Raw genomic sequence first — 21,964 nt, 5'->3', positions numbered from 1 at the left:
AGGGGTTGTATCCGCGAGTTCAAATGTAGAGACGACTCGCGGAGAGAGACCCCTCACCCGGCTCGCCGCTTCCCGGCGATGCACCCTCTCCCACGAGGGGAGAGGGTGCACCGTCTCTGCAGCCGCTCGCTTCGCAGTCCCTCACGTGCCGCGCAACAGCTCGCTTGCCACGATCCAGTCGTTGCCGTTGAACTGAAGCATATAGCCGTCCTTGATCGGGCGGAAATCCTGCGGCGTGGTGTTGAGCGTGATGCCGGGCATCAGCAGCGACAGCGGCACGTTCTTCAAATTGGCCGCCTGCGCCATGATGTTCTCGCGCGTCAGATTGTCCTTGCACTGCTTCAGCAAGACCACCAATGCCTCGGCGACGGTGTAGCCGTAGAGACCCGCGACGTTGTTGACGTCGGCATTGGGCAGGCGCTTCTTCATGAAGTCGATATAGGCCGTCATCGCCGGATCGTCCTTCGGCACCTCGACGAACGGCTTGAGCGAGCCGAGCGAGAGCACGCCCTTGCCGGCATCGAGGCCAGCCGGGACCATCACGGTTGCCTTGTTGGCGCAGCCCGAGGCGAGGAAGCGCGTCGCCTGCCAGCCGACCTCATGCGCTTTCCGGATCGCCTGGGCGCAGGCGCGCGGCGTCACCGAATAGATCATGAACACGTCGGCCTTGGTGTTCGCGAGAGTCAGCACCTGGGAATCGACGGTGGGGTCGGCGACCTCGAAGCTCGACGCCATCGCGATCGCCTTGTCGGCGTCGGCACCAAGCGCTTCCTTGACGCCGCGCAGATATTCCTTGCCGGCGTCGTCGTTCTGATAGAGCACCGCGAAGCGCGCATTCGGGTTCTTGGCGCGGGCATAGGCGACGTCGATGGCCGCCTCGCTGGTGTAGTTCGGCGCCCACGGCAGCGCCATCGACCAGGGCATGTTGGCCGGGTCGTTCCACTTCGAGGCCGAGCTGATCAGAAACAGCTGCGGCACCTTGTTGCTGTTGAGATATTTCGCAATCGCCGAGCTCGGCGCGGTGCCCATGGTCGCGAAGATGAAGGCGACGCCATCGCCCTCGACCAGCCGGCGCGCCGCTTCCATGGTCTTCGGCGGCGAGAAGGCGTCGTCGAGCGACAGGAGATTGAGCTTGCGGCCGTTGATCCCGCCCTTCTCGTTGACCTCGTCGAAATAGGCCGAGATCACCCTGCCGGTGATGCCGAGCGGCGATGCGGGGCCGCTATAGGGCATGGTGTTGCCGATCTTGATCTCGGTGTCGCTGACGCCCGGACCGTAGGATTTTTGCGCGGAGACAGGCGTGGACAGGCAGGCAGCCACGGCTGCAGCCAGGACCAAAGCGGCTTTCATGGTTTCTCCCCGGTGATGATCGCCGCGCGACTCGGAAGGCGGGGCGTGCTGCTTTTGCCAGCACGTCAGATCAGCGGAGTTCCACAAGGCGGTCTTGCGTCGAGTTGCTGATCAGCCGGTGCACAGCCGCCGTCGCGGGCAGCACCATTGACGCCAATCAAGACCGGATGCGGCGCCTCAGCCGCGCGTCCGCTCCATCTCCAGCTCGGCCTTGAGGTTGTCGAGATCCCGATAAATTGAAGCAATCGCAAGGACACGGCCGCCCTTGCGATACTTCAGCAGGCAGTCCTTGCCGGAAATGCTGCCGTCGATTGCGATATCGTCAAAACTATCGGCGTGGCCGACATAGTTGATCGGCACGTCATAGTGCTGCGACCAGAAGAACGGCACGGCCTCGAAGCGCTCGCGCTTGCCGAGCATGTTGCGGGCCGCGGTCTGGCCCTGCCGCTCCGCCACCACCCAGTGCTCGACGCGGATAGTTTGCCGCGAATGCGGATCGGGCCAGCGCGCGATGTCCCCGGCCGCAAAGATACCGGCTATGCTGGTCTCCAGATATTCGCTCACGCTGACGCCCCGGTCGGCCGCAAGCCCTGCCTGCTCGGCGAGCGCGAGGCGCGGCTTGACGCCGATGCCGACCACGACCAGGTCGGCCTCGATCACGCCGCCGCTCTTCAACGTGGCGCGCGTGCCGTCCAGCTTCTCCACCGTGTCCTCGAGGTGGAAGTTGACGCCATTCTCCTCATGCAGCGCGCGCACGAAGTCGCCCATCTCGGGACCGAGCACCTTCTGCATCGGAAGTTCGTCCGGCGCGACCACGTGGACCTCGATCTTGCGTGCCCGCAAGGAGGCCGCAACTTCCAGGCCGATGAAGCTGGCGCCGATCACCAGCGCACGCTTGGCGCTGCCGGCCGCCTTAATGATGGCGCGGCTGTCGGCGACGGAGCGCAGGGTGTGGACATGAGGCTGGTCGGCCCCCGGAATCTGCAATCTGACCGGCTCGGCGCCGGTCGCGAGCAGCAGCCGGTCGAACGGCAGCCTGTCGCCGTTGCCCAGCGTCACGCTGCGCGTCTTCGCCTCGATCGCGGCGACATTCGTGTTGAGCCTGAGATCGATGCCGGCGTCCCGATAATAGTCCTCGCCCCGCAGCGGCAGCCAATCCTCCGGCGCGTTGCCCGCCAGGTAATCCTTGGACAGATTGGGCCGGTCCACCGGCATCGCGCTGTCATTGCTGAGCATGGTGATGGCGCCGGCAAAGCCCTCGCGACGGAGCGTCAGCGCCGCCGCGAAACCCGCCGCGCCGCCGCCGACGACGACGAATTTTTCCGGCGTTGGCGCCGTCCGGTGAGGCGCTGGAGGCTTCGGCACCTCGCGCTTACGCTGGACGATAATCTTGTCTTGATCGCGCGAGACCTCCCACACCGCCAGCGCATTCAGCGCCGGCGGACGGGTCGCCTCGCCTGACCGCAAGGAGAAGCAGGCATGGTGCCAGGGACAGCGGATGGTGTCGCCAACCACCAGTCCTTCTGCAAGCGGTCCGTGATAGTGGCTGCAGGTCGGCTCGATCGCAAAGATCTCGCTGCCGGCCTGCACCAGCAGGACGTCTTCCTCGCCGACATGGCCGAGCAATTTGCTGTCCTTGAACGCGGCGAGCGTCACGCCTCGGCTCAAGTCGGGTCCGCTTGGCTTCTTGTCCTCGGTCATGGCGTTGCCTCCTTGAGCCGTCGCGGATCAATCGTCCGAATTGGCCAGCCCCAGCAGCTCCTGGCGCGTCAACGCATTGTCGCGGAACACGCCGAGCATGCGGCTGGTGACGAGATCGGTCCCGGGCTTGTGCGCGCCGCGCGTGGTCATGCAGTGATGCGTTGCCTTGATGATGACCCCGACGCCTTCGGGCCTCAGCACATCGTTGATCGTGTTGGCGATCTGCGCGGTCATCTTCTCCTGGATCTGAAGCCGCTTGGCGTAGATGTCGACGAGACGCGCGAGCTTGGAGATGCCCACGACGCGCCCTTGCGGAATATAAGCGACCCAGGCGCGGCCGACGATCGGTGCCATGTGGTGCTCGCAATGGCTTTCGAAGCGAACGCCGCGCAGGACGATCATCTCGTCATAGCCTTCGATCTCTTCAAAGGTCTTTTGCAGGATTTCGGTCGGATCCTGCGCATAGCCGGAGAAATACTCCTCGAAGGCGCGCGCGACCCGGTCCGGCGTATCGCGCAGACCGTCGCGCGCGGGATCGTCGCCGGCCCAGCGGATCATGGTCCGGATCGCTTGCTCGACCTCCGCCCTCTCAGGCCGCTCGCTCGGCGCCTGCGCGACCGCGACACGTTCCAGCCTGCGCGTTTGCGTCTTCATCGAAAACTCCCGTGCAACGAACCGCATACAGAAGGCGGCCCACAGCTTGGACGGCTGCGATCGGAAAAGGTTCCCGGGATCAGGAAAAATCGGAAGCTGTGAGAGCGGCAAGACAGCGGGACGAGAAATCCGGCTCTATGAGGCCGCTCTCCGCACATCGAGCACGGCCTGGGCCCATTCGGCCGGCCGCTCCTGCGGCAAATTGTGGCCGGCCCCTGCAAAGACGCGCCGCTCGAAAAAGCCCGCGAATTTGCCTGCGTGGTGAGCGGTGCCGGAATTGACCCCGTCGCTGTCACCGTCGATCGCGATGGTCGGGACACGGACCGGCGGCTGGGCGGCGAGCTTCGCCTCGATCGCGGCATAGGCGGGATCGCCGGCGACCAGCGCGTAACGATGTCGATAGGAGTGGATCACAACATCGACGAAATCAGGATTGTCGAACGACATGGCGCTGGTCTCGAACGTCGCGTCGTCGAAGTCCCATGTCGGCGACCACATCGACCAGAGCTGGCGCGCAAAACCGCGCCGGTTGCGCTCCAGCGCGCGGCGGCCGCGTTCGTTGTGGAAGAGATATTGATACCAGAGCGCCGCCTCCTCGGTTGGCGAAGCCGGCTCCATCGAACGCGCGATGTTCTGGATGTTGTAGGAATTGCCCGAGACGAGGCCGATTACGCGCTCCGGATGCAGAACCGAGACCACGCAGGCCGCGCGCCCGCCCCAGTCGTAACCGCCGACCACCGCGTGCGAGATTCCAAGCGCATCCATGAAGGCCAGGAGATCGGCGCCAAGCGCCGCCTGCTCGCCGGAGCGCAACGTCGCAGCGGAGCGAAACCGCGTCGGCCCGTAGCCGCGCAGCCAGGGCACCAGCACCCGCGCGCCCGCTTGCGCAATGATCGGCGCGGTCTCGGCATAGGCGTTCACGTCGTAGGGAAAGCCGTGGCCCATGATGCAGGGCCAGCCGTCCGGCGCGCCGTATTCGCGATAGGCGATGTCGAGGATATCCGTGGTGACCGTTTTTTGTCGCATCACAAAGCGAAGCTATTTTTGCGGCCCGGACAACGTGATGTCACGCTCGGCGCGGAACACGTTGCTGTAGAGGTTGGCGATCCACTGGCGGCCGATCTCGGTCTTGTTGAGATAGCCGATCTCGGTCTGGATGTGCGGTGCGACGCTGTTCCAATAGAACTGCGGATAGCGGTTCACGATGTCGGCCGGCGAATCGTAGCCGAGCTGGCGGTTCATGCCGACTTCTTCGAATTCGTAATAGAGCGCGTTAGCCTTGCGCAGATAGTTGGGATCTCCGAGTTGCCCGATGAAATCGGCAGCGCGCAGGATCGAGGCGTCGTCGTCGTATTCCTGGCCCTCGCGGGCCGGGAAGCGGGTGCCCTCGATGGCGCGCGCGATCCGCTCTGGATCAAGTCCGGGAATATGCTGCAGCCGGCGCATGACGTAGAGCTTGGAACGGTCGACGTGATACATCATCAGGCTGGCATCTGATGAGCCGCGGGGCAGCGAGACCTTGCTGCCTGCCGCATCGACCACAAAACCGTCCTCGTCATCTTCCTCGAACAAGCCACGGACATAGCCAATATCGTGCGCAAGACAGGCGATCAGGACGTGGACGTAATCCTCGGCCGAGAGATGAATATGAAGATACCGGCCGCTCAGGATGGAATGACCCGCGAGCGTGACCAGCATCGTATGTTCGACATTATGATAGAGCGCGTCGCTGTTTCCGATGCATTCCATAGCGGTACGGGTCGCGCTCTCGACGATGTTTGCCGGAGAATCGCCGTACCTGCGGCGCATGAACGAACCTAGCGTCTTCTCAAGGGATTCAGCCGCCAGTCTCGGTAACGTGATCATGGATGCAGCCCCGTCTGTCAGTGGTGTCCCACGCCAACTACCGACGTCTCATTCTCGTCCTCGACGCAAGCGCCAGCATAGCCCATCTTGGGCCGACTGGCCAAACCCGGGAACGAAAATCCGGAAAAATGTTGCGGTTGTGCCCCGCGATATCGCGGTTGCGGTGCCGGCCCGACACACCCGGGCTGGGCGTCGCCGGGACGGCAAAAACGGCAATCATTCCACCAGCAGCACGTCGACGGCGACGTCGAGCTTCTGCTTCGGCGAGCCGACAATGATGCCGTCGACCGGCGAAACGTCGGAAAAGTCGCGGCCGACCGCGAGCACGATATGGTCGCCAGCGACCATAAGGTCGTTGGTCGGATCGAAATCAACCCAGCCAAGCTCCTCCCCGCACCACAGCGACACCCAGGCATGGGTAGCATCGGCGCCCTGCAGGCGCGGCTGGCCCGCCGGCGGAATGGTGCGCAAATATCCGCTGACATAGGCCGCGGGCAGTCCCAGCCCGCGCAAGCCCGCAATCATCACATGGGCAAAATCCTGACAGACGCCATGGCGCTTGACGAAGACCTCGTCGAGCGGCGTCGAGATCACCGTCGCCTTGGGATCGTAGCGAAATTCTGTGCGGATGCGATGCATCAGATCGACCGCCCCGGCAAGGATCCCCACGCCGGCTGCGAAGCTTTCCGCGGCATAGGCGCTGACGGGTCCCAGCACCGGCACCAGCGGGCTCGCAAAGACATAGCCGACCGGCGAGGACGGCCCGAGGCTCGTCGCCTCGAAGGCGATGTCGCGAATGCTCTCCCAGCCCGGACTGGCAGCGTCGCGCGCCGGCGGCTGGCGCGACATCTTCACGCGAGAGCGGGAATCGATGCGCAGGGTGCGATGCGCGGCCTCGATCACCACACTCTCGGTCAGGGTGCGGAAGAAATCGCGCCGGACGCTACGCTCCGCGGGGCGCGGACGAATCTCGACCTTGTGCGAGATCAGCTCCTGGCCATGGCCGCTCCTCGGCTCCAGCCGCAGCGTGCAGCGGGCGAAGCTGACCGGGCTCTCATATTCGTAGGTGGTGACGTGACGGATGTCGTAGATCACGCCAGCCCCGTCAGCTTTTCCGGCCGGCTGGCATTGGGGCCGTGCGGGAAGTAGTGCTGCCCGACTGCCTCGGCGAGGCTGAGCAGATCCTGCTCCAATGCGAACAGCGTCTTGACCTCGATCCTCTCGGCCTCCGCGGTCGCGAGCATCGCTTGCAGCGCGACCGCAAGCCGCTGCGGCTTCTCGATCAGGCCGTGCTCCTTCAGGCTTGGCAGCGCGGCGATATGCTCGTTCAGCGCCGTCACCTGGAACGCCACCGAACGCGGATTGTAACTGTCGAGCACGGCGAGATCGCGCACCGGCGCAAGGATCGGCGCCAGCAGATAACGCGAGCGGTAGGTGATCTGGCAATCCACCAGCGTCAGCAGGATATCGAGATTCTCGTCGCCGGCTTCGTCATAGGCAAACTGCCGGGCAAAGCGCGTGGTGTTGATGGCGCGCTCGGTGCGGCGGCCGATATCGAGGAAGCGCCAGCCGGCGGCGCGGTTCATGTTTTCATGCGCAAGGCCGGCAAAGCTCGCGAGCTCCTGCAACGTCAGCTCGGCCGCGCTCAGCACGCTGTCGTCGTCCTCGACCTCGACGGCCAGCCGCTCGACCATCTCGGTGATGACTTGCCAGGCATCGGGCGACAGCCGCTCGCGCAAGGAGGTCGCCGTGCGCTGGGCCGCGCGGACCAGCGACAGTGCCGAGCCGAAACGCTCCGGGCTCTGCAGCGCCTCGGCAACGATGCGGCCGGGCGCCGCACGCGAGGTCTGTGAGATCGCGCCCCAGGTCACCAGCAGGCGCTGGATACGCTCGGCCGATTGCAGCGAGGCCGCGGTGCCCTTGTTGGGCCCGCTCGGCGAGCCCAGCGCCCGCACCAGCCGCAGCGTCGCCTCGGCGCGTTCGAGATAGCGGCCGAGCCAGAACAGATTGTCGGCGGCGCGACTCGGCAGCACTCCGGCGATTCGGCGGATGCGCACCTTGTCAACCGCAGGCAGCAGCGTCGCGGTCGAGACCTGCTTGTCCGAGACCACCCAGACGTCGGCGGAACGCGCGCCGTCGCCCATCGACACCGCGCGCGCATCCGGCTGCTCGGCGATCCGGCAGAAGCCGCCGGGCATGATGGCCCAACCGTCCGGCGTCGCGGCTGCGAACACGCGCAGCACGAAGGGACGGGACGTGATCTGCCCCTGCTCCCATACCGGCATGGTCGAGAGCCGAACCACCTCCTGGCCGACATAGTCCATGCCGCGCGCAGCGATCGCGTCGCTCAGGCGCCGGCGGCCGGCGGCATCGAGCTCGCTCGCGAGCATCGGACCGTTGCTGTCGAAACCGGGAACGCCGCGCCGATAGGCGCCTTCGATCGCGACCTCGTCGAGCCGCGACAGCACCTCGTCGCGCGCCGAGCGCTGGCCGCACCACCAGGTCGCGATGTGCGGCATCTTCAACTCTTCACCGAGCAGGCGGCGGCTCAGCGCCGGCAGGAAGCCGAGCATCGCGCGCGCCTCCAGCACGCCCGAGCCCGGCATGTTGGCGACGACGACGCCGTCCTTGCGCAGCACGTCGATCAGCCCGGGGACGCCAAGCCGCGAGGAGGCTTCGAGCTCGAGCGGGTCGAGCGAATTGGAATCGACACGGCGCAGCAGCACGTCAAGCCGCTTGAGGCCCGCAACCGTGCGGATGTGGATATGGTTGTCGCTGACGGCGAGATCGTCGCCCTCGACCAGCAGGAAGCCGAGATAGCGCGCCAGCGTCGCGTGCTCGAAATAGGTCTCGCTGAAGCTGCCCGGCGTGAGCACGCCGATCCGCGGCTCGTCGCGGTCGGCGCGCGCCCGAAGACTGTCGCGAAACGCCTCGAAGAACGGCGCGACGCGCGGCACGTTCATCGACTTGTAGAGATCCGAGAAGGCGCGCGAGAGCACCAGGCGGTTCTCCAGCGCATAGCCCGCGCCCGACGGCGCCTGCGTGCGGTCGCCGAGCACCCACCAGCGGCCGTCGGGCCCGCGGCCGACATCGGCGGCATAGAGCGAGAGATAGCGCCCGCCCGGCGGCGGCACGCCGCAGACGGGACGGAGATATTCGGGGCTGCCCGCGATCGCGGCCGCCGGCAGCGCACCTTCGGCGACGAGGCGGCCCTCGCCATAGATGTCGCGCAGCACGAGCTCGAGCAGCTCGGCGCGCTGGGTGATGCCATCGGACAGCTGCTTCCAGTCGGCCTCGTCGATCAGCAGCGGCAGATGGCTGATCGACCAGGGCCGGTCGGCGCTCTCGCCGGGCGCGCGATAGGTGACGCCGGCCTCGCGGAGATGACGGTCGGCCATGCCGAACCGCCGCTCGACCTCGTCGGGCGCGAGCGCGCCGAAGGCATCGAAGAAGCGGCTCCAGACCGCGCGGGGCTTGCCGTCCGGGCCGAGAAACTCGTCGGGGATGCCGGGCAGGCGCCTGTAGTCGCGGACCCATTGCGCGAAACGGCGCTGGCCTTCACGCTGGCCATTACGTTGACCTTGCGCCTTACCCGCCTTGTCGTCCTCTTCGGCTGCGCCCTCGGCCATGCGCCTCTCCCTGCCCCCGCATCATACTCATTGCAGGAGCGGGGTCCGCAAGTCGAGGGTCAGCGGAAACTCATTTGTGCGTTCCTCGGGCGGCGGCTGCATCGGGCCCGGCGTATGGCCGTGGTCCTGGAAGCGCGCCAGCCGCCGCGCCTCGGCCTCGTAGGTGTTGACCGGCTTGGTGTCGTAGCTGCGGCCGCCGGGATGGGCGACGTGATAGACGCAGCCGCCGAGCGAGCGGCCGTTCCAGGTGTCAATAAGATCGAAGGTCAGGGGCGCGTGAACGGGAATGGTCGGATGCAGACCGGAGGCCGGCTGCCAGGCCTTGAAGCGGACGCCGGCCACGGCTTCGCCGGAGCGGCCGGTGGCGGTCATCGGCAGGCGGCGGCCGTTGCAGGTGACGATATGGCGGCCCTCGACGAACCCCTCCGCCTTGACCTGGAGCCGCTCGACCGATGAGTCGACATAGCGCACGGTGCCGCCGGCCGATCCCTCCTCGCCGAGCACGTGCCAGGGCTCCAGCGCCTGCCGCAGCTCCAGCGTCACGCCGCCATGATGGATACGGCCGAAAGCGGGGAAGCGGAATTCGAGCTGGGCCAGATACCATTCAGGCTCGAACGGATAGCCGGACTGCTTCAACTCGGTGAGCACTTCGAGGAAATCCTCCCAGATGAAGTGCGGCAGCATGAAGCGATCATGCAGCGCGGTGCCCCAGCGCACGAACTTGCCTTGTTGCGGCTCGCGCCAGAATTTTGCGATCAGCGCACGGATCAGCAGCTGCTGCGCCAGCGACATGCGCGGATCCGGCGGCATTTCGAGCGCGCGGAATTCGACCAGGCCAAGGCGGCCGGTCGTGCCGTCCGGTGAATAGAGCTTGTCGATGCAGATCTCGGCGCGATGGGTGTTGCCGGTGATGTCGACGAGGAGATGCCGGAACAAGCGATCCACCAGCCACAGCGGCGCCTGAACGCCCGGCGGCGGCACGTGCGTGAGCGCAACCTCGAGCTCATAAATGCTGTCGTGGCGGGCTTCGTCGATGCGCGGTGCCTGACTGGTCGGGCCGATGAACAGGCCGGAGAAGAAATAGGACAGCGCCGGATGCCGCTGCCAGTGCAGCACCAGGCTCTTCAACAGATCAGGCCGGCGCAGGAACGGCGAGTCCTGCGGACTCGAGCCGCCGACCACGACGTGATTGCCGCCGCCGGTGCCGGTGTGGCGGCCGTCGACGAGGAAGCGGTTGGCGCCGAGGCGTGTCTTGCCCGCATCTTCATAGAGCCCGACGGTGATATCGACCGCCTCGCGCCAGTTCTTTGCCGGCTGGACGTTGACCTCGATCACGCCGGGATCGGGCGTCACCTTGATGACGTCGACACGCGGATCGAACGGCGGCGGATAACCCTCGACATGGACCTGGAGCTGCATCTCCTCGGCCGTCGCTTCGAGCGCCGCGATCATCTCGAGATAATCCTCGATCTGCTCGACCGGCGGCATGAAGGCGCAGAGCACGCCGTCGCGGACCTCGACCGACATCGCGGTGCGGACCGGCACGGAGGTGTTGAGCTCTTCGGGCTCGAGCCGCTCCGGCGAGTCCGGACGCGCCGGAAGGCTGAACACGGGCAGCTTGCCGCGGGCCTCCATCGGATCTCGCTCGACGATGTAGGGGTATTGATCGGGCGGGACATAGCCGAGCGAGTCCAGCGGCAGGCGCAGGCCAAGCGGCGAGTCCCCCGGCATCAGGAACAGATGACTGCGCCGGAGCTGCCACCGCTCGCTGCGCCAACGTGGCGCCGCATTCCAGCGCTGTACCGGCAGCACGAAGCCGCGAGGATTGTTGAGCCCCTGCTCGAACACCCGCGCCATCCGCGCGCGGGCCTCCGGATCGGATAATTTGGAATCGGAGGGATCGACGTTGACGGGAAGCTCGGATTCCTTCTGCAGCCAGTACGCGGTGTCCTCATAGGCCGGCATGATGTAGCCGGGATCGAGACCAAGCCGCAGCGCCGCGCCTTCCACGAACGCCTGTACGTCCTTGGCCTGCGCCGGCCGCGGATTTTCGATGCTGGCGATGAGGTCGGCATTCTTCCAGATCGGCACGCCGTCCTTGCGCCAGTGCAGGCCAAAGGCCCAGCGCGGCAGGCTTTCGCCGGGATACCATTTGCCCTGACCGAAGTGCAGCAGGCCCCCGGGTCCGAAACGCGCGCGCATGCGGCGGATCAGATCGTCGGCGAGCCCGCGCTTGGTCGGACCGACCGCGTCCGTGTTCCACTCGGCGCCTTCGAGATCATCGACGGAGACGAAGGTCGGCTCGCCGCCCATGGTCAGACGCACGTCCTGCGCCGCAAGATCGCCGTCGACCTGCTCGCCGAGATCGTTGAGCCGTATCCAGGATTCGTCCGAGAATGGTTTTGTGATGCGCGGCGCCTCGCGAATGCGCTTGACGCTCATGTCGAAGGCGAATTCGACCTCGGCAAAGCCCGCGCCGCCGGAGATCGGCGCCGCCGAGCGGTAGTGCGGCGTCGCGGCGACCGGGATGTGGCCCTCGCCCGCAAGCATGCCCGAGGTCGCGTCGAAGCCGATCCAGCCCGCGCCCGGCAGGTAGACCTCGGCCCAGGCGTGCAGATCGGTGAAATCGTTCTCGACCTCCGGCGGCCCCTCGATCGGATCGATGTCGGGACGGACCTGGATCAGATAGCCCGAGACGAAACGGGCGGCGAGACCAAGGTGCCGGAAGGTCTGGATCAGAAGCCAGGCGGAGTCGCGGCACGAGCCGGCCGCGGAGGAGAGCGTCTCCTCCGGCGTCTGCACGCCCGCCTCCATGCGGATGACGTAGCCGATCCTTTTCTGCAGCTCCCTGTTGAGATCGACAAGGAAGTTGACGGTGTTCGGGGCTTCGTGCGGGATCGTGTCGAGATATTTCGCAAACAGCCGATCGGGCTTGACGGTCTCGAGATAAGGCGCGAGTTCGGTCTTGAGATCCTGCGTATATTCGAACGGAAAGCTGTCGGCATAGGGTTCGACGAAGAAGTCGAACGGATTGACCGTGGTCATCTGCGCCGTGAAATCGACCTCGATCTTGAGCTCGGTCGTCTTCTCCGGGAAGACGTAACGCGCGATCCAATTGCCCAGCGGATCCTGCTGCCAGTTCACGAAATGATTGGCCGGCGTGACCTTGAGCGAATAGCTCAGGATCGGCGTGCGAGTATGCGGCGCCGGCCGCAGACGGATGGTCTGCGGGCCGAGATCGATCGGGCGGTCGTATTTGTAGTGCGTGACGTGGTGTAATGCGACGTAGATCGACACGGGGTGCGGTACTCCAGCAGCTTTTTTGAGCAGAACACCGCTGGTGACCTCGATCAAGCACTAACAACGGGCAAAGGGTGCCTACGCAAGGTGCGGGCGGTCGCTTTCTTCCTTGTCCCCTTGCGGGAGAAGGTGGCGCGAAGCGCCGGATGAGGGGTACGTCTCCGCGATTCCGGCGTGAGAGGTGCGCGCGGAGAGAGACCCTCACCCGTCTCGCCGCAAACGCTGCGAGCCACCCTCTCCCACAAGGGGAGAGGGGAAGAATGCGCGTCCTCTCCGCGATGTCCTACGCCGCTGACGTCAGCCGCTGCAAAAACTGCGTCACCTCGCGCCGGAGCGTCTCGACCTCGCCATGGACGCGTTCGGAGGCGCTGTTGACGCGGCTCGCCACACGGCCGGTGTCGGCGGCGGCTTCGCTGATGCCGGTGACGTTGGCGGACATTTGCGCGGTGCCGGCCGAGGCTTCCTGGACGTTGCGGGCGATCTCCCGGGTGGCGAGCCCCTGCTGCTCGATCGAGGTCGCGATCGAGGCGGTGATGCCGTTGATCTCGGTAATGGTCTGCGCAATCGCCTCGACGGCGGCGACCGAATTGGTGGTCGATTGCTGCATCTCGCCGACCTTGGCGCTGATCTCCTCGGTCGCCTTCGCGGTCTGGTTGGCGAGGCTCTTGACCTCGGATGCGACCACGGCGAAGCCGCGGCCGGCCTCGCCTGCCCGCGCGGCCTCGATGGTGGCGTTGAGCGCCAGGAGGTTGGTCTGCTCGGCGATCGCGCTGATCAGCTTGACCACGTCGCCGATCCGCATCGCCGCGTCCGCAAGCGTGCGGATCTCGCTGCCGGCACGATTGGCTTCGTTCACCGCCCGCCCCGTGCTGGTGGTCGAGCCCGCCACCTGGCGGCCGATCTCGGCGATCGATGATGCGAGTTGCTCCGCGGCGCCGGCGACGGTGGCGACGTTGCGCGAGGCCTGGTCGGACGCACTGAGCACGCCGGAGGTCTGCCGGCTGGTCTTCTCGGCCGCCGCCGCCATCTGGCCGGCGTCTGATTCGAGATCGGTCGCCGCGCCCATCAGAGTGCCGGCGACCTGGTCGAGATGCGTGCCGAACTGCTTTGCGAGGTCCGCGATCTCGACCACGCGACGGCCGAGGCTGTCGGTGCCGGAATTGATGACGGTGGCTGAACGGCGGAACGAACCGGGCAATCCGCGCGCGAGAATCTTGCGGAAATATTTGCCGCGGCTTGCATAGTCCATCGACGCCGAGGCTTCCCGCAAATAGGCATCGGTGATGTCGAGCATGTCGTTGATCGACTTCTGAATGGCGCCGATCAGTCCGGGCTGGCGGATGCTGAGGATGCGCGCCTCAAGGTCGCCACGTGCGGCCTTGCGGCATACGTCTGCCATCTCGTCGACGGCCACCCCCGTGCGATGCTGGCACCAGACGGCATAACCGAGCAGCACGACCGTCGCGCCAAGCAACGCCGCACCGGAAATTCCGGTCGCACCGGCGAGCGAGAGCACGAACGCAACGACGGCAAGAACGGATGCGAGCGCGGTCGCTCCCTGCGCCTTAGAGAGAGAGCACAAATTCATCGTAGCCGACACCCTGTTGCTTGAGCAGCCCGGCCATCGCCTCGAAGCTCGCATGCATGCCGTCCTTGGCATTGGCGTGCCGCGCCTCTTCCGCGCACAGCGCCTTGTAGATCGGCTTGATGCGCTCGATCTGCGCCGGATCGGGTCTGCGACGGTTGGAGTGATAGCCGACGATATTGCCACGCTCGTCGAATGTCGGCGTGACGTGGGCGAACACCCAGTAATGACTGCCGTCCCTCGCGAGGTTGACGACGTAGGCGAAGATCTCCTGCCTGGACTGAAGCGTGTCCCACAGCAGCTTGAAGACGGAGCGTGGCATCTCAGGGTGGCGGATCAGACTATGGGGGGCGCCCATCAGCTCCTCCCACGAGTACTTCGCCATGCGGATGAAGACATCGTTGGCGTAGGTGATGCGGCCCTTGAGATCGGTCTTCGACACGATCAGCTCCTCCTCACCGAGGAGATGTTCCACGCCGGTCGGCCGTATCGCACGCGTCATCGTCGACGAATCCTCACGAAGGGCGAACGCCCCACATGAGTGGAGTTCGCATCCTCCCAAGGGATTACGGCAGAAGATGTTAATCAGGTGTGACCGCGGGAACCCCCGTGTTCACTTGACGGCTCCGTATCATTACTTAGGAGCGTCGCTTGCCGTGCAGGGTTACCGCCGACGCGCAACGAGGAATTACATCGTCGCGCCCAGCACCCACGGCGCGAACTCGGCGCCGCCGAAATCAAAACTCTCGCTCTTGGTCGGCTGTCCGGACGCGGTCTTGAGGATGAGATCGAAAATGCGCTGGCCGCACTGCTGGACGCTCTCCTCGCCTTCGAGGATGGTGCCGCAATTGACGTCCATGTCCTCTTCCATGCGCTTGTACATGGGCGTGTTGGTCGCGAGCTTGATCGAGGGCGCCGGCTTGCAGCCGAACACGCTGCCGCGGCCCGTGGTGAAGCAGACCAGATTGGCGCCGCCGGCGACCTGCCCCGTCGCGGCAACGGGATCGTAGCCGGGCGTGTCCATGAAGACGAAACCCTTCTTGGTGATGGGTTCGGCGTAGCGCAGCACCTCGACGAGATTGGTGGTGCCGGCCTTCGCCATCGCGCCGAGCGACTTCTCCAAAATGGTGGTGAGACCGCCGGCCTTGTTGCCCGGGCTCGGATTGGCGTTCATCTCGGCGCCTTCGCGCGTGGTGTATTCGTCCCACCAGCGCATGAGATCGACCAGCTTCTCGCCGACTTCGCGGCTGACGGCGCGGCGCGTGAGCAGATGCTCGGCGCCATAAGTCTCCGGCGTCTCCGACAGGATCACGGTGCCGCCGTGACGTACGATGAGATCGCTGGCCGCACCCAGCGCCGGATTGGCGGAAACGCCGGAATAGCCATCCGAGCCGCCGCATTGCAGCGCCACGGTCAATTCGCTGACCGGAACGGACTCGCGCCTGACCTTGTTGGACTCCGCGAGTGCCTCGCGCACGAAGGCGATGCCGGCTTCCACCGTCTTGCGGGTGCCGCCGACCTCCTGGATGTCCATCGCGCGCAGGCGGCCGGCGAGCTTCTGCTCCTCCATCAAGCCGCCGATCTGGTTCACCTCGCAGCCGAGGCCGAGCACGATGACGTGGGAGAAGTTCACGTGCCGCGCATAGCCACCGAGCGTGCGGCGGAGCAGCGCTAAGGGCTCGTTCTGTGTCATGCCGCAGCCGGTCTTGTGGGTCAGCGCAACCACGCCGTCGACATTGGGGAAGTCGGCCAGTGGATTGTCGCCGGTGAACGGATTCTTCTTGAAGACGTCGGCGACGAGGCTTGCGACATGCGCGCTGCAATTCACCGAGGTGAGGATGCCGATATAGTTGCGCGTGGCGACGCGGCCGTCCGGGCGGCGGATGCCTTCGAAGCTTGCCGGCAGCTCGAAATTCGGCGTCGGCTTGACGTCGGCGCAATAAGCATAGTCCTTGGCGAAATCGCCCATGCCGCAGTTCTGCACGTGCACGTGCTGGCCCGGCGCGATCGGTGTGGTCGCGAAGCCGATGATCTGGCCATAGCGGATCACCGGCTCCCCGACTGCGATCGGCTTGATCGCGACCTTGTGACCGGAAGGAATGCGCTCGACCGTGGTCACGCCGTCGGCCACCAATGTTCCCGGCGGCAAGCTTGCGCGCGCGATCAGCACGCCATCATCGGGATGCAGGCGAATGACGGGGCTGATGGTCATGGGAGTCTCCTTAGGGCGAATAGTGAGTAGCGAGTGGCGAATGGAAAAAGGGAGCAGCTCATTCGCTACTCCCCATTCGCCATTCGCGAGTTCTCAGGCCTTGCCGCCGGAATCCTTCCGCGTGGCATTGACCTGCATCTTGGCGTAGGTCGTCATCAGGCCGACCTCGTTCGAGAGCGTCACCAGCTTGAAGCCCATGTTGATGGCGCGCGCGGCACCTTCGGCGCCGCTGCAATGGATACCCGGGTTGAGGCCGCGCTTGCCGCACTCCTTGATGATCTTCTCGTAGATCGCGAGGATCTCCGGCTCGGTACGATCGAGCTTCGGCTCGAGGCCGTAAGAGAAGCCGAGGTCGGACGGGCCGATATAGACGCCGTCGATGCCTTCGACGTCGAAGATCGCTTCCATGTTCTCGACCGCGGTTTTGGTCTCCATCATCGGCAGCAGCACGATGTCGTCGTTGGCCGTCTTCTGGTAGGAGCCCGCGGTGCCGTACATGCCGGCGCGGATCGGGCCGTTGGAGCGGACGCCCTTTGGCGGGTACTTGGCATAGGAAACGAGATTCCTGGCTTCCTGCGGCGTGTTGACCATCGGGCAGATCACGCCATAGGCACCGCCATCGAGCACCTTGCCGATGATGCCGGGCTCGTTCCAGGGCACGCGGACCATCGGCGTGATCGGATGCTTGTCCATCGCCTGGAAGCACTGCACCATCGACAGATAATCCTGCACGCCGTGCTGCATGTCGACGGTGACGCTGTCGAAGCCGCATTGCGCGATCATCTCGGCCGAGAAGCCGGAGGGAATCGCGAGCCACGCGTTGACCACGGCCTTGCCCGACTTCCAGATTTCCTTGACCTTGTTCGCCACGTTGCCTTCCTTCTTGTTTTGGACCGTTATTGTTTAAGTCGTCGTTGTTTGGACCTTCGTCACCATGACGAGCGTCGCAACAGCACAGCCCCGCTGTTACCGCGAACTGGCGCGCCGCGCTACGCTCGCAATGACGCAAGACCTATGCGGTCGCCCTCTGGATGCTCACTTCGCTGACGCCGACCTCGCGGGCCGTATTCACTATTGCCGCCCAGGTGTCATCCGGCAAGGGGACGCCGTTCTGGCTCCGCTCAGCCCTGGTTTTCCGCTCGGGATCGCCGGGAATCAGCACCTGATCGACCCCGGCCACCGGCTTGGTGGCACGGATGAAGTCCGCATAGCGCGACACCTCTGCGTCGAAGACATGGGAGGTATCGACCACTTTCGGATCGATGTAGAAGGCCAGCATGCCGTTGGCGAAGCGCCGACCGCCGGACGTGGCCCCGGTTCCGGTCAACGCCCCGCCGAGCAGCTCGCACATGAAGGCAAGGCCCGAGCCCTTGTGCTCGCCGAACGCTCGGATCGCGCCCGTTCCCTTGGTGTGGTCGCGCGGCCCGTCCGGCGTGTAGGGGCCGTAGAGCACGGCCGGCTCCTCGCTCAGTCTGCCGTCGGCATCGACCAGCGCGCCCTTCGGCAGCTTCTTGCCGCCGCGGCTCGCGACCAGCACCTTGCCCTCGGCCACGACCGAGGTTGCGAAGTCCAGCACGATCGGGTCTTGGCCCTCGCGCGGAATGCCGACGCAATAGGGCGCGGTGGAGAGCCGTTTCTCGACGCCGCCGAACGGCGCCACCAGTAGCGAGCCCGCGGCATTGACGAAATGAACCGAGATCAGCCCTTCTGCGGCGGCCATCTCGGCCCAATCACCGACGCGGCCGATATGGCCCGCATTGCGTAGCGCGACTGCGGCAAGTCCCGCCTTCCTGCACTTCTCGATGCCGATCCGGACCGCTTGCGGCGTCACGGTCTGGCCGTAGCCGAACTTGCCGTCGATCACCGCGAGCGAAGGCGTGTCGAGCACCAATTCGGCGTTCTGGTTGGGCACGACCGCGCCGGACTTCTGCCAGCGAATATAGACGGGGACGCGGATCACGCCGTGGCTGTCATGGCCGGTCAGATTTGCCGTGGTCAGGTAGGTGGCGATGCGCCGGGCTTCGTCGGGCGACGACCGCGCATGCGCGAAGACCTCGGTGACGAAGTCGATCAGCTTCTGAACCTGGATGGTGACCATGAGGGTCTGTTTGCCTCTACCTCGGCGCCGATTTTGCAGTGATCGGCTTGAGCGGCACTTGAGCGAAAAACTGCGGCGATGTCCATGATTGTTGACGCGCGCTTGCGCATATCTGCTTTCACTCCTCGGCACTTGCCTCCTCGCCCGCGCCGAGCCCTGCGAGACTTTGTTCGAGCTCGCCGAGCATCTCCTGCAACTCGACGAGCTTGCGTGCGCCAAAGCGTCGCGTGATCTCCGCATAGATCGCTTCGGAGGACGGCGCCACGGAGGCCATCAGCTTCACGCCCTTTTCCGAGATCGAGACCATGCTGCGGCGCTGGTCCGCCTTGGCGGTCTTGCGCTCGATCAAATTGCGCGCCTCCAGATCACGCAGGATGCGCGACAGGCTTGGTCCGAGCAGGAACGCGGTGCGCGCCAGTTCCGTGACCTCGACCGTGTCGATCGCCGCGAGCGCGCGCAGAATGCGCCATTGCTGCTCGGTCAGGCCATGCTCGCGCAGCGATGGACGGAATTGCCGCATCACCGCTTCGCGCGCCCGCAGAAGCGACATCGGTAGCGAGCGCGAGAAGTCGCGCATCGGCACCTGCCGGACGGCGGGCTCGCTTGCGTTCGCAGGATCAGCCGGTCTCTTCACCATGACGCCCCTTCAAGCCGCGAAACGTTTGCAGTGCAGCAAGCCAATTTGCGATTGACGCATTCACTTAACATGTTAAGTATCTTCCCGCACCACGATTTGTAAGATCACAAATGGCGCTTTCCAACGACGATATCCGAGCTTGCGCGAACCGTCTGCACCAGGCGGAAAAGACCCGTACACAGATCCGGCAGCTCTCGCACGACTTTCCCGACATCAGCATCGCTGACGCCTACGCGATTCAGAAGGCCTGGGTCGACATCAAGATTGCCGAGGGGCGCATCGTCAGGGGACACAAGATCGGCCTGACCTCGAAGGCGATGCAGAGCGCGCTTGGCATCAACGAGCCGGATTCCGGCGTGTTGCTCGACGACATGTTCTTCGCCGATGGTGGCCTCGTCCCGACGGAGCGCTTCATAGCCACGCGCGTGGAAGCCGAGCTCGCCTTCGTCATGAGCAAGCGCCTCGCAGGCCCCGACTGCACGCTGTTCGACGTGCTCAACGCCACCGACTTCGTGGTGCCGGCGTTGGAGATTCTGGACACGCGGATCGAGCGCGTCGATGCCCAGACCAAGGCGACGCGAAAGATCTTCGACACCATCGCCGATAACGCGGCCAATGCCGGCATCGTGCTCGGCGGACGGCCGATCCGCCCGCTTGACGCCGATCTGCGATGGATCGGTGCGTTGTGTTTCAAGAACGGGCAGCTCGAAGAGACCGGCCTTGCCGCCGGCGTGCTCAATCATCCCGCCACGGCCGTTGCCTGGCTCGCCAACAAGATCGCACCGCTCGGCCTTGCGCTCGAGCCCGGACAAATCGTGCTCGCCGGCTCCTTCATCCGTCCGATCGAGACCCGCAAGGGCGACACAATCCAGGCCGATTATGGCGCCTACGGCTCGGTGAGTTGCTACTTCGCTTAGACGAACAAGAAAACAGGGAGTGAAACCGCGATGCCGCATTTCACGATCGAATATTCGGCCAATCTCGACGACCGCCTCGACATCGGCGCGGCGTGTGAGGTGGTGCGCAAGGCGGCGGTCGAGACCGGCATCTTCCCGCTCGGCGGCATCCGCGTCCGCGCCGTCAGATGCGAGCACTATGCCATCGCCGACGCGCGGCAAGACTACGGCTTTCTCGACATGGTGCTGCGCATCGGCGAGGGCCGCGATCTGCCAACCCGCAAGACGGCCGGCGAGCATGTCTTCGAGGCGCTCTCCCGGCATCTCGATCCCGTCTTCGCAAGCTCGAAATTCGCCCTCTCGTTCGACATGCAGATCAACGACAAGGATACGAGCTGGAAGCGCAACAACATCCACGACGCCCTGAAAGCGGAGGCCGCCCATGGATAAGCCCACGCCGAAAACCGATGTGTTCCAGGCCAACCGAGACCGCGTTGCACCGCTGCTGAAGACGCTGCGCGCCGACGGTATCGGGCACATGATCGACGGCAAGATCGTGCCGTCGATCTCTGGCGAGACGTTCGAGACCAAGTCGCCGGTCGACGGCGCGACACTCGCAAGCGTCGCCCGCGGCAATGCCGAGGATGTCGATCGCGCCGCCACCGCTGCCGCCCTCGCCTTCAAGTCCTGGCGCGACATGGCACCGGCGATGCGGAAGAAGCTGCTGCATCGCGTGGCCGACGCCATCGAGGACAATGCCGAAGACATCGCGGTGCTCGAATGCATCGACACCGGCCAGGCCTATCGCTTCATGGCCAAGGCCGCGATCCGCGCCGCCGAAAATTTCCGCTTCTTTGCCGATCGATGCGGCGAGGCGCGCGACGGCCAGAACACGCCGAGCGACGAGCATTGGAACGTCTCGACGCGCGTGCCGATCGGCCCGGTCGGCGTGATCACGCCGTGGAATACGCCGTTCATGCTTTCGACCTGGAAGATCGCCCCTGCTCTCGCCGCCGGCTGCACCGTCGTGCACAAGCCGGCGGAGTGGTCGCCGATCACGGCGGCTATTCTTGCGAAGCTCGTCAAGGAAGCCGGCGTGCCCGACGGCGTGCTCAACACCGTCCACGGTTTTGGCGAAGAGGGCGGCAAGGCGTTGACCGAGCATCCCGCCATCAAGGCGATCGGCTTCGTCGGCGAAAGCTCGACGGGATCCGCGATCATGGTTCAGGGCGCGCCCACGCTGAAGCGCGTGCATTTCGAACTCGGCGGCAAGAACCCCGTGATCGTGTTCGACGACGCCGATCTCGACCGCGCGCTCGATGCCGTCGTGTTCATGATCTACTCGCTCAACGGCGAGCGCTGCACGTCGTCGAGCCGCCTGCTGATCCAGGCCGGCATCGCCGAGAAGTTCACCGAGAAACTCACGGCGCGCGTAAAAGCCCTGAAGGTCGGCCATCCCCTCGATCCCGTAACCGAGATCGGGCCGCTGATCCACGAGCGTCATCTGGCAAAGGTGTGCTCCTATTTCGACGTCGCACGCCAGGACGGCGCGACGATCGCCGTGGGCGGCAAGGCCTATGACGGCCCCGGCGGCGGACATTATGTCGAGCCGACCCTGGTGACCGGCGCACACGGCAAGATGCGCGTGGCGCAGGAAGAGGTGTTCGGCCCCTTCCTCACCGTGCTGCCCTTCAAGGACGAAGCCGACGCCGTCGAGATCGCCAACGACATCCGCTATGGCCTGACCGGCTATGTCTGGACCAACGACCTTGGCCGCGCGTTGCGTGTCGCGGATGCGCTGGAGGCCGGCATGATCTGGCTGAACTCGGAAAACGTCCGCCATCTGCCGACGCCGTTCGGCGGCATGAAGGCCTCAGGCATCGGCCGCGACGGCGGCGATTACTCGTTCGATTTCTACATGGAAACCAAGCACGTCTCGCTGGCGCGGGGCACGCACAAGATTCAGAAGCTGGGAATTTAACGCTCACGGTTCCTCGACGCGCGGAGCGCGGACGGGGAATGACCGGGTCTGGAGA

17 protein-coding genes are annotated in these 21,964 nt (G+C 65.2%); 3 read left to right on the top strand and 14 right to left on the bottom strand.

All coding sequences use genetic code 11. From position 1 onward, the window contains the following. Positions 1-141 precede the first annotated feature (141 nt). The 14 genes from N551_RS0123635 to hpaR all read right to left on the bottom strand — a co-directional run bounded on the left by N551_RS0123635 (position 142) and on the right by hpaR (position 19,032). Complete coding sequence (locus N551_RS0123635) at positions 142-1,350, bottom strand: ABC transporter substrate-binding protein (protein WP_027568997.1); 1,209 nt, start codon at positions 1,348-1,350, stop codon at positions 142-144. A gap of 177 nt (positions 1,351-1,527) precedes the next feature. Beyond that, positions 1,528-3,051: an FAD-dependent oxidoreductase gene (locus N551_RS0123630; protein ID WP_027568996.1), complete on the bottom strand. Its 1,524-nt coding sequence runs from the start codon at positions 3,049-3,051 to the stop codon at positions 1,528-1,530. A gap of 27 nt (positions 3,052-3,078) precedes the next feature. Next, positions 3,079-3,705 (bottom strand): GTP cyclohydrolase I FolE, encoded by a 627-nt coding sequence (folE, locus tag N551_RS0123625; RefSeq protein WP_018456940.1) that lies wholly within the window; start codon positions 3,703-3,705, stop codon positions 3,079-3,081. Between the two features lie 135 nt (positions 3,706-3,840). Further along, positions 3,841-4,731 carry an alpha/beta fold hydrolase gene (locus N551_RS0123620; protein WP_027568995.1) on the bottom strand — a complete coding sequence of 297 codons (891 nt, stop codon included), beginning with the start codon at positions 4,729-4,731 and terminating at the stop codon, positions 3,841-3,843. 12 nt (positions 4,732-4,743) lie between these two features. After that, positions 4,744-5,571 (bottom strand): metal-dependent phosphohydrolase, encoded by an 828-nt coding sequence (locus N551_RS0123615; protein WP_027568994.1) that lies wholly within the window; start codon positions 5,569-5,571, stop codon positions 4,744-4,746. A gap of 216 nt (positions 5,572-5,787) precedes the next feature. Further along, positions 5,788-6,666 carry a transglutaminase family protein gene (locus N551_RS0123610; RefSeq protein ID WP_027568993.1) on the bottom strand — a complete coding sequence of 293 codons (879 nt, stop codon included), beginning with the start codon at positions 6,664-6,666 and terminating at the stop codon, positions 5,788-5,790. Next, complete coding sequence (locus N551_RS0123605) at positions 6,663-9,200, bottom strand: circularly permuted type 2 ATP-grasp protein (RefSeq protein WP_027568992.1); 2,538 nt, start codon at positions 9,198-9,200, stop codon at positions 6,663-6,665. The genes N551_RS0123610 and N551_RS0123605 overlap by 4 nt, the downstream gene beginning before the upstream one ends. Positions 9,201-9,227: 27 nt before the next feature. Continuing rightward, positions 9,228-12,497, bottom strand: a complete 3,270-nt coding sequence (locus N551_RS0123600; RefSeq protein WP_027568991.1) for a DUF2126 domain-containing protein — start codon at positions 12,495-12,497, stop codon at positions 9,228-9,230. Between the two features lie 286 nt (positions 12,498-12,783). Continuing rightward, positions 12,784-14,088, bottom strand: coding sequence for a methyl-accepting chemotaxis protein (locus N551_RS0123595; protein ID WP_027568990.1), 1,305 nt, complete (start codon positions 14,086-14,088; stop codon positions 12,784-12,786). After that, entirely contained in the window at positions 14,066-14,587 is a 522-nt protein-coding gene (locus N551_RS0123590) for a PAS domain-containing protein (protein ID WP_027568989.1), read from the bottom strand. The genes N551_RS0123595 and N551_RS0123590 overlap by 23 nt, the downstream gene beginning before the upstream one ends. 186 nt (positions 14,588-14,773) lie before the next feature. Next, positions 14,774-16,297: a UxaA family hydrolase gene (locus tag N551_RS0123585; RefSeq protein ID WP_027568988.1), complete on the bottom strand. Its 1,524-nt coding sequence runs from the start codon at positions 16,295-16,297 to the stop codon at positions 14,774-14,776. Between the two features lie 93 nt (positions 16,298-16,390). Beyond that, positions 16,391-17,167, bottom strand: coding sequence for an HpcH/HpaI aldolase/citrate lyase family protein (locus tag N551_RS0123580; protein ID WP_018456947.1), 777 nt, complete (start codon positions 17,165-17,167; stop codon positions 16,391-16,393). A gap of 142 nt (positions 17,168-17,309) precedes the next feature. Further along, positions 17,310-18,395, bottom strand: a complete 1,086-nt coding sequence (locus N551_RS0123575; protein WP_027568987.1) for a malate/lactate/ureidoglycolate dehydrogenase — start codon at positions 18,393-18,395, stop codon at positions 17,310-17,312. Positions 18,396-18,513: 118 nt separating this feature from the next. Continuing rightward, the gene (gene hpaR / locus N551_RS0123570; protein ID WP_027568986.1) at positions 18,514-19,032 is read right to left on the bottom strand and encodes a homoprotocatechuate degradation operon regulator HpaR; all 519 of its coding nucleotides are present in this window, start codon (positions 19,030-19,032) and stop codon (positions 18,514-18,516) included. 110 nt (positions 19,033-19,142) lie between these two features. Between hpaR and hpaH the strand changes: the two genes are divergently transcribed. The 3 genes from hpaH to hpaE are packed head-to-tail and all read left to right on the top strand — an operon-like array spanning position 19,143 to position 21,909. Further along, on the top strand, positions 19,143-19,949 hold the full coding sequence (gene hpaH / locus N551_RS0123565) for a 2-oxo-hept-4-ene-1,7-dioate hydratase (RefSeq protein ID WP_027568985.1): 807 nt from the start codon (positions 19,143-19,145) through the stop codon (positions 19,947-19,949). Positions 19,950-19,979: 30 nt separating this feature from the next. Then, positions 19,980-20,378: a 5-carboxymethyl-2-hydroxymuconate Delta-isomerase gene (locus N551_RS0123560; protein WP_027568984.1), complete on the top strand. Its 399-nt coding sequence runs from the start codon at positions 19,980-19,982 to the stop codon at positions 20,376-20,378. Next, complete coding sequence (gene hpaE / locus N551_RS0123555) at positions 20,371-21,909, top strand: 5-carboxymethyl-2-hydroxymuconate semialdehyde dehydrogenase (RefSeq protein WP_027568983.1); 1,539 nt, start codon at positions 20,371-20,373, stop codon at positions 21,907-21,909. The genes N551_RS0123560 and hpaE overlap by 8 nt, the downstream gene beginning before the upstream one ends. Positions 21,910-21,964 lie beyond the last annotated feature (55 nt).

This window comes from Bradyrhizobium sp. URHA0013, from assembly GCF_000518345.1.
GTDB lineage: Bacteria > Pseudomonadota > Alphaproteobacteria > Rhizobiales > Xanthobacteraceae > Bradyrhizobium.
This window is presented reverse-complemented; position numbering and strand designations above follow the sequence as displayed.

Coding starts and splice junctions, on each gene's coding strand:
- N551_RS0123635 (WP_027568997.1), bottom strand. CDS start 1,350: ATGAAAGCCGCTTTGGTCCTGGCTGCAGCCGTGGCTGCCTGCCTGTCC.
- hpaH (WP_027568985.1), top strand. CDS start 19,143: ATGGCGCTTTCCAACGACGATATCCGAGCTTGCGCGAACCGTCTGCAC.
- folE (WP_018456940.1), bottom strand. CDS start 3,705: ATGAAGACGCAAACGCGCAGGCTGGAACGTGTCGCGGTCGCGCAGGCG.
- N551_RS0123590 (WP_027568989.1), bottom strand. CDS start 14,587: ATGACGCGTGCGATACGGCCGACCGGCGTGGAACATCTCCTCGGTGAG.
- hpaE (WP_027568983.1), top strand. CDS start 20,371: ATGGATAAGCCCACGCCGAAAACCGATGTGTTCCAGGCCAACCGAGAC.
- N551_RS0123630 (WP_027568996.1), bottom strand. CDS start 3,051: ATGACCGAGGACAAGAAGCCAAGCGGACCCGACTTGAGCCGAGGCGTG.
- hpaR (WP_027568986.1), bottom strand. CDS start 19,032: ATGGTGAAGAGACCGGCTGATCCTGCGAACGCAAGCGAGCCCGCCGTC.
- N551_RS0123605 (WP_027568992.1), bottom strand. CDS start 9,200: ATGGCCGAGGGCGCAGCCGAAGAGGACGACAAGGCGGGTAAGGCGCAA.
- N551_RS0123585 (WP_027568988.1), bottom strand. CDS start 16,297: ATGACCATCAGCCCCGTCATTCGCCTGCATCCCGATGATGGCGTGCTG.
- N551_RS0123595 (WP_027568990.1), bottom strand. CDS start 14,088: ATGAATTTGTGCTCTCTCTCTAAGGCGCAGGGAGCGACCGCGCTCGCA.
- N551_RS0123560 (WP_027568984.1), top strand. CDS start 19,980: ATGCCGCATTTCACGATCGAATATTCGGCCAATCTCGACGACCGCCTC.
- N551_RS0123575 (WP_027568987.1), bottom strand. CDS start 18,395: ATGGTCACCATCCAGGTTCAGAAGCTGATCGACTTCGTCACCGAGGTC.
- N551_RS0123615 (WP_027568994.1), bottom strand. CDS start 5,571: ATGATCACGTTACCGAGACTGGCGGCTGAATCCCTTGAGAAGACGCTA.
- N551_RS0123620 (WP_027568995.1), bottom strand. CDS start 4,731: ATGCGACAAAAAACGGTCACCACGGATATCCTCGACATCGCCTATCGC.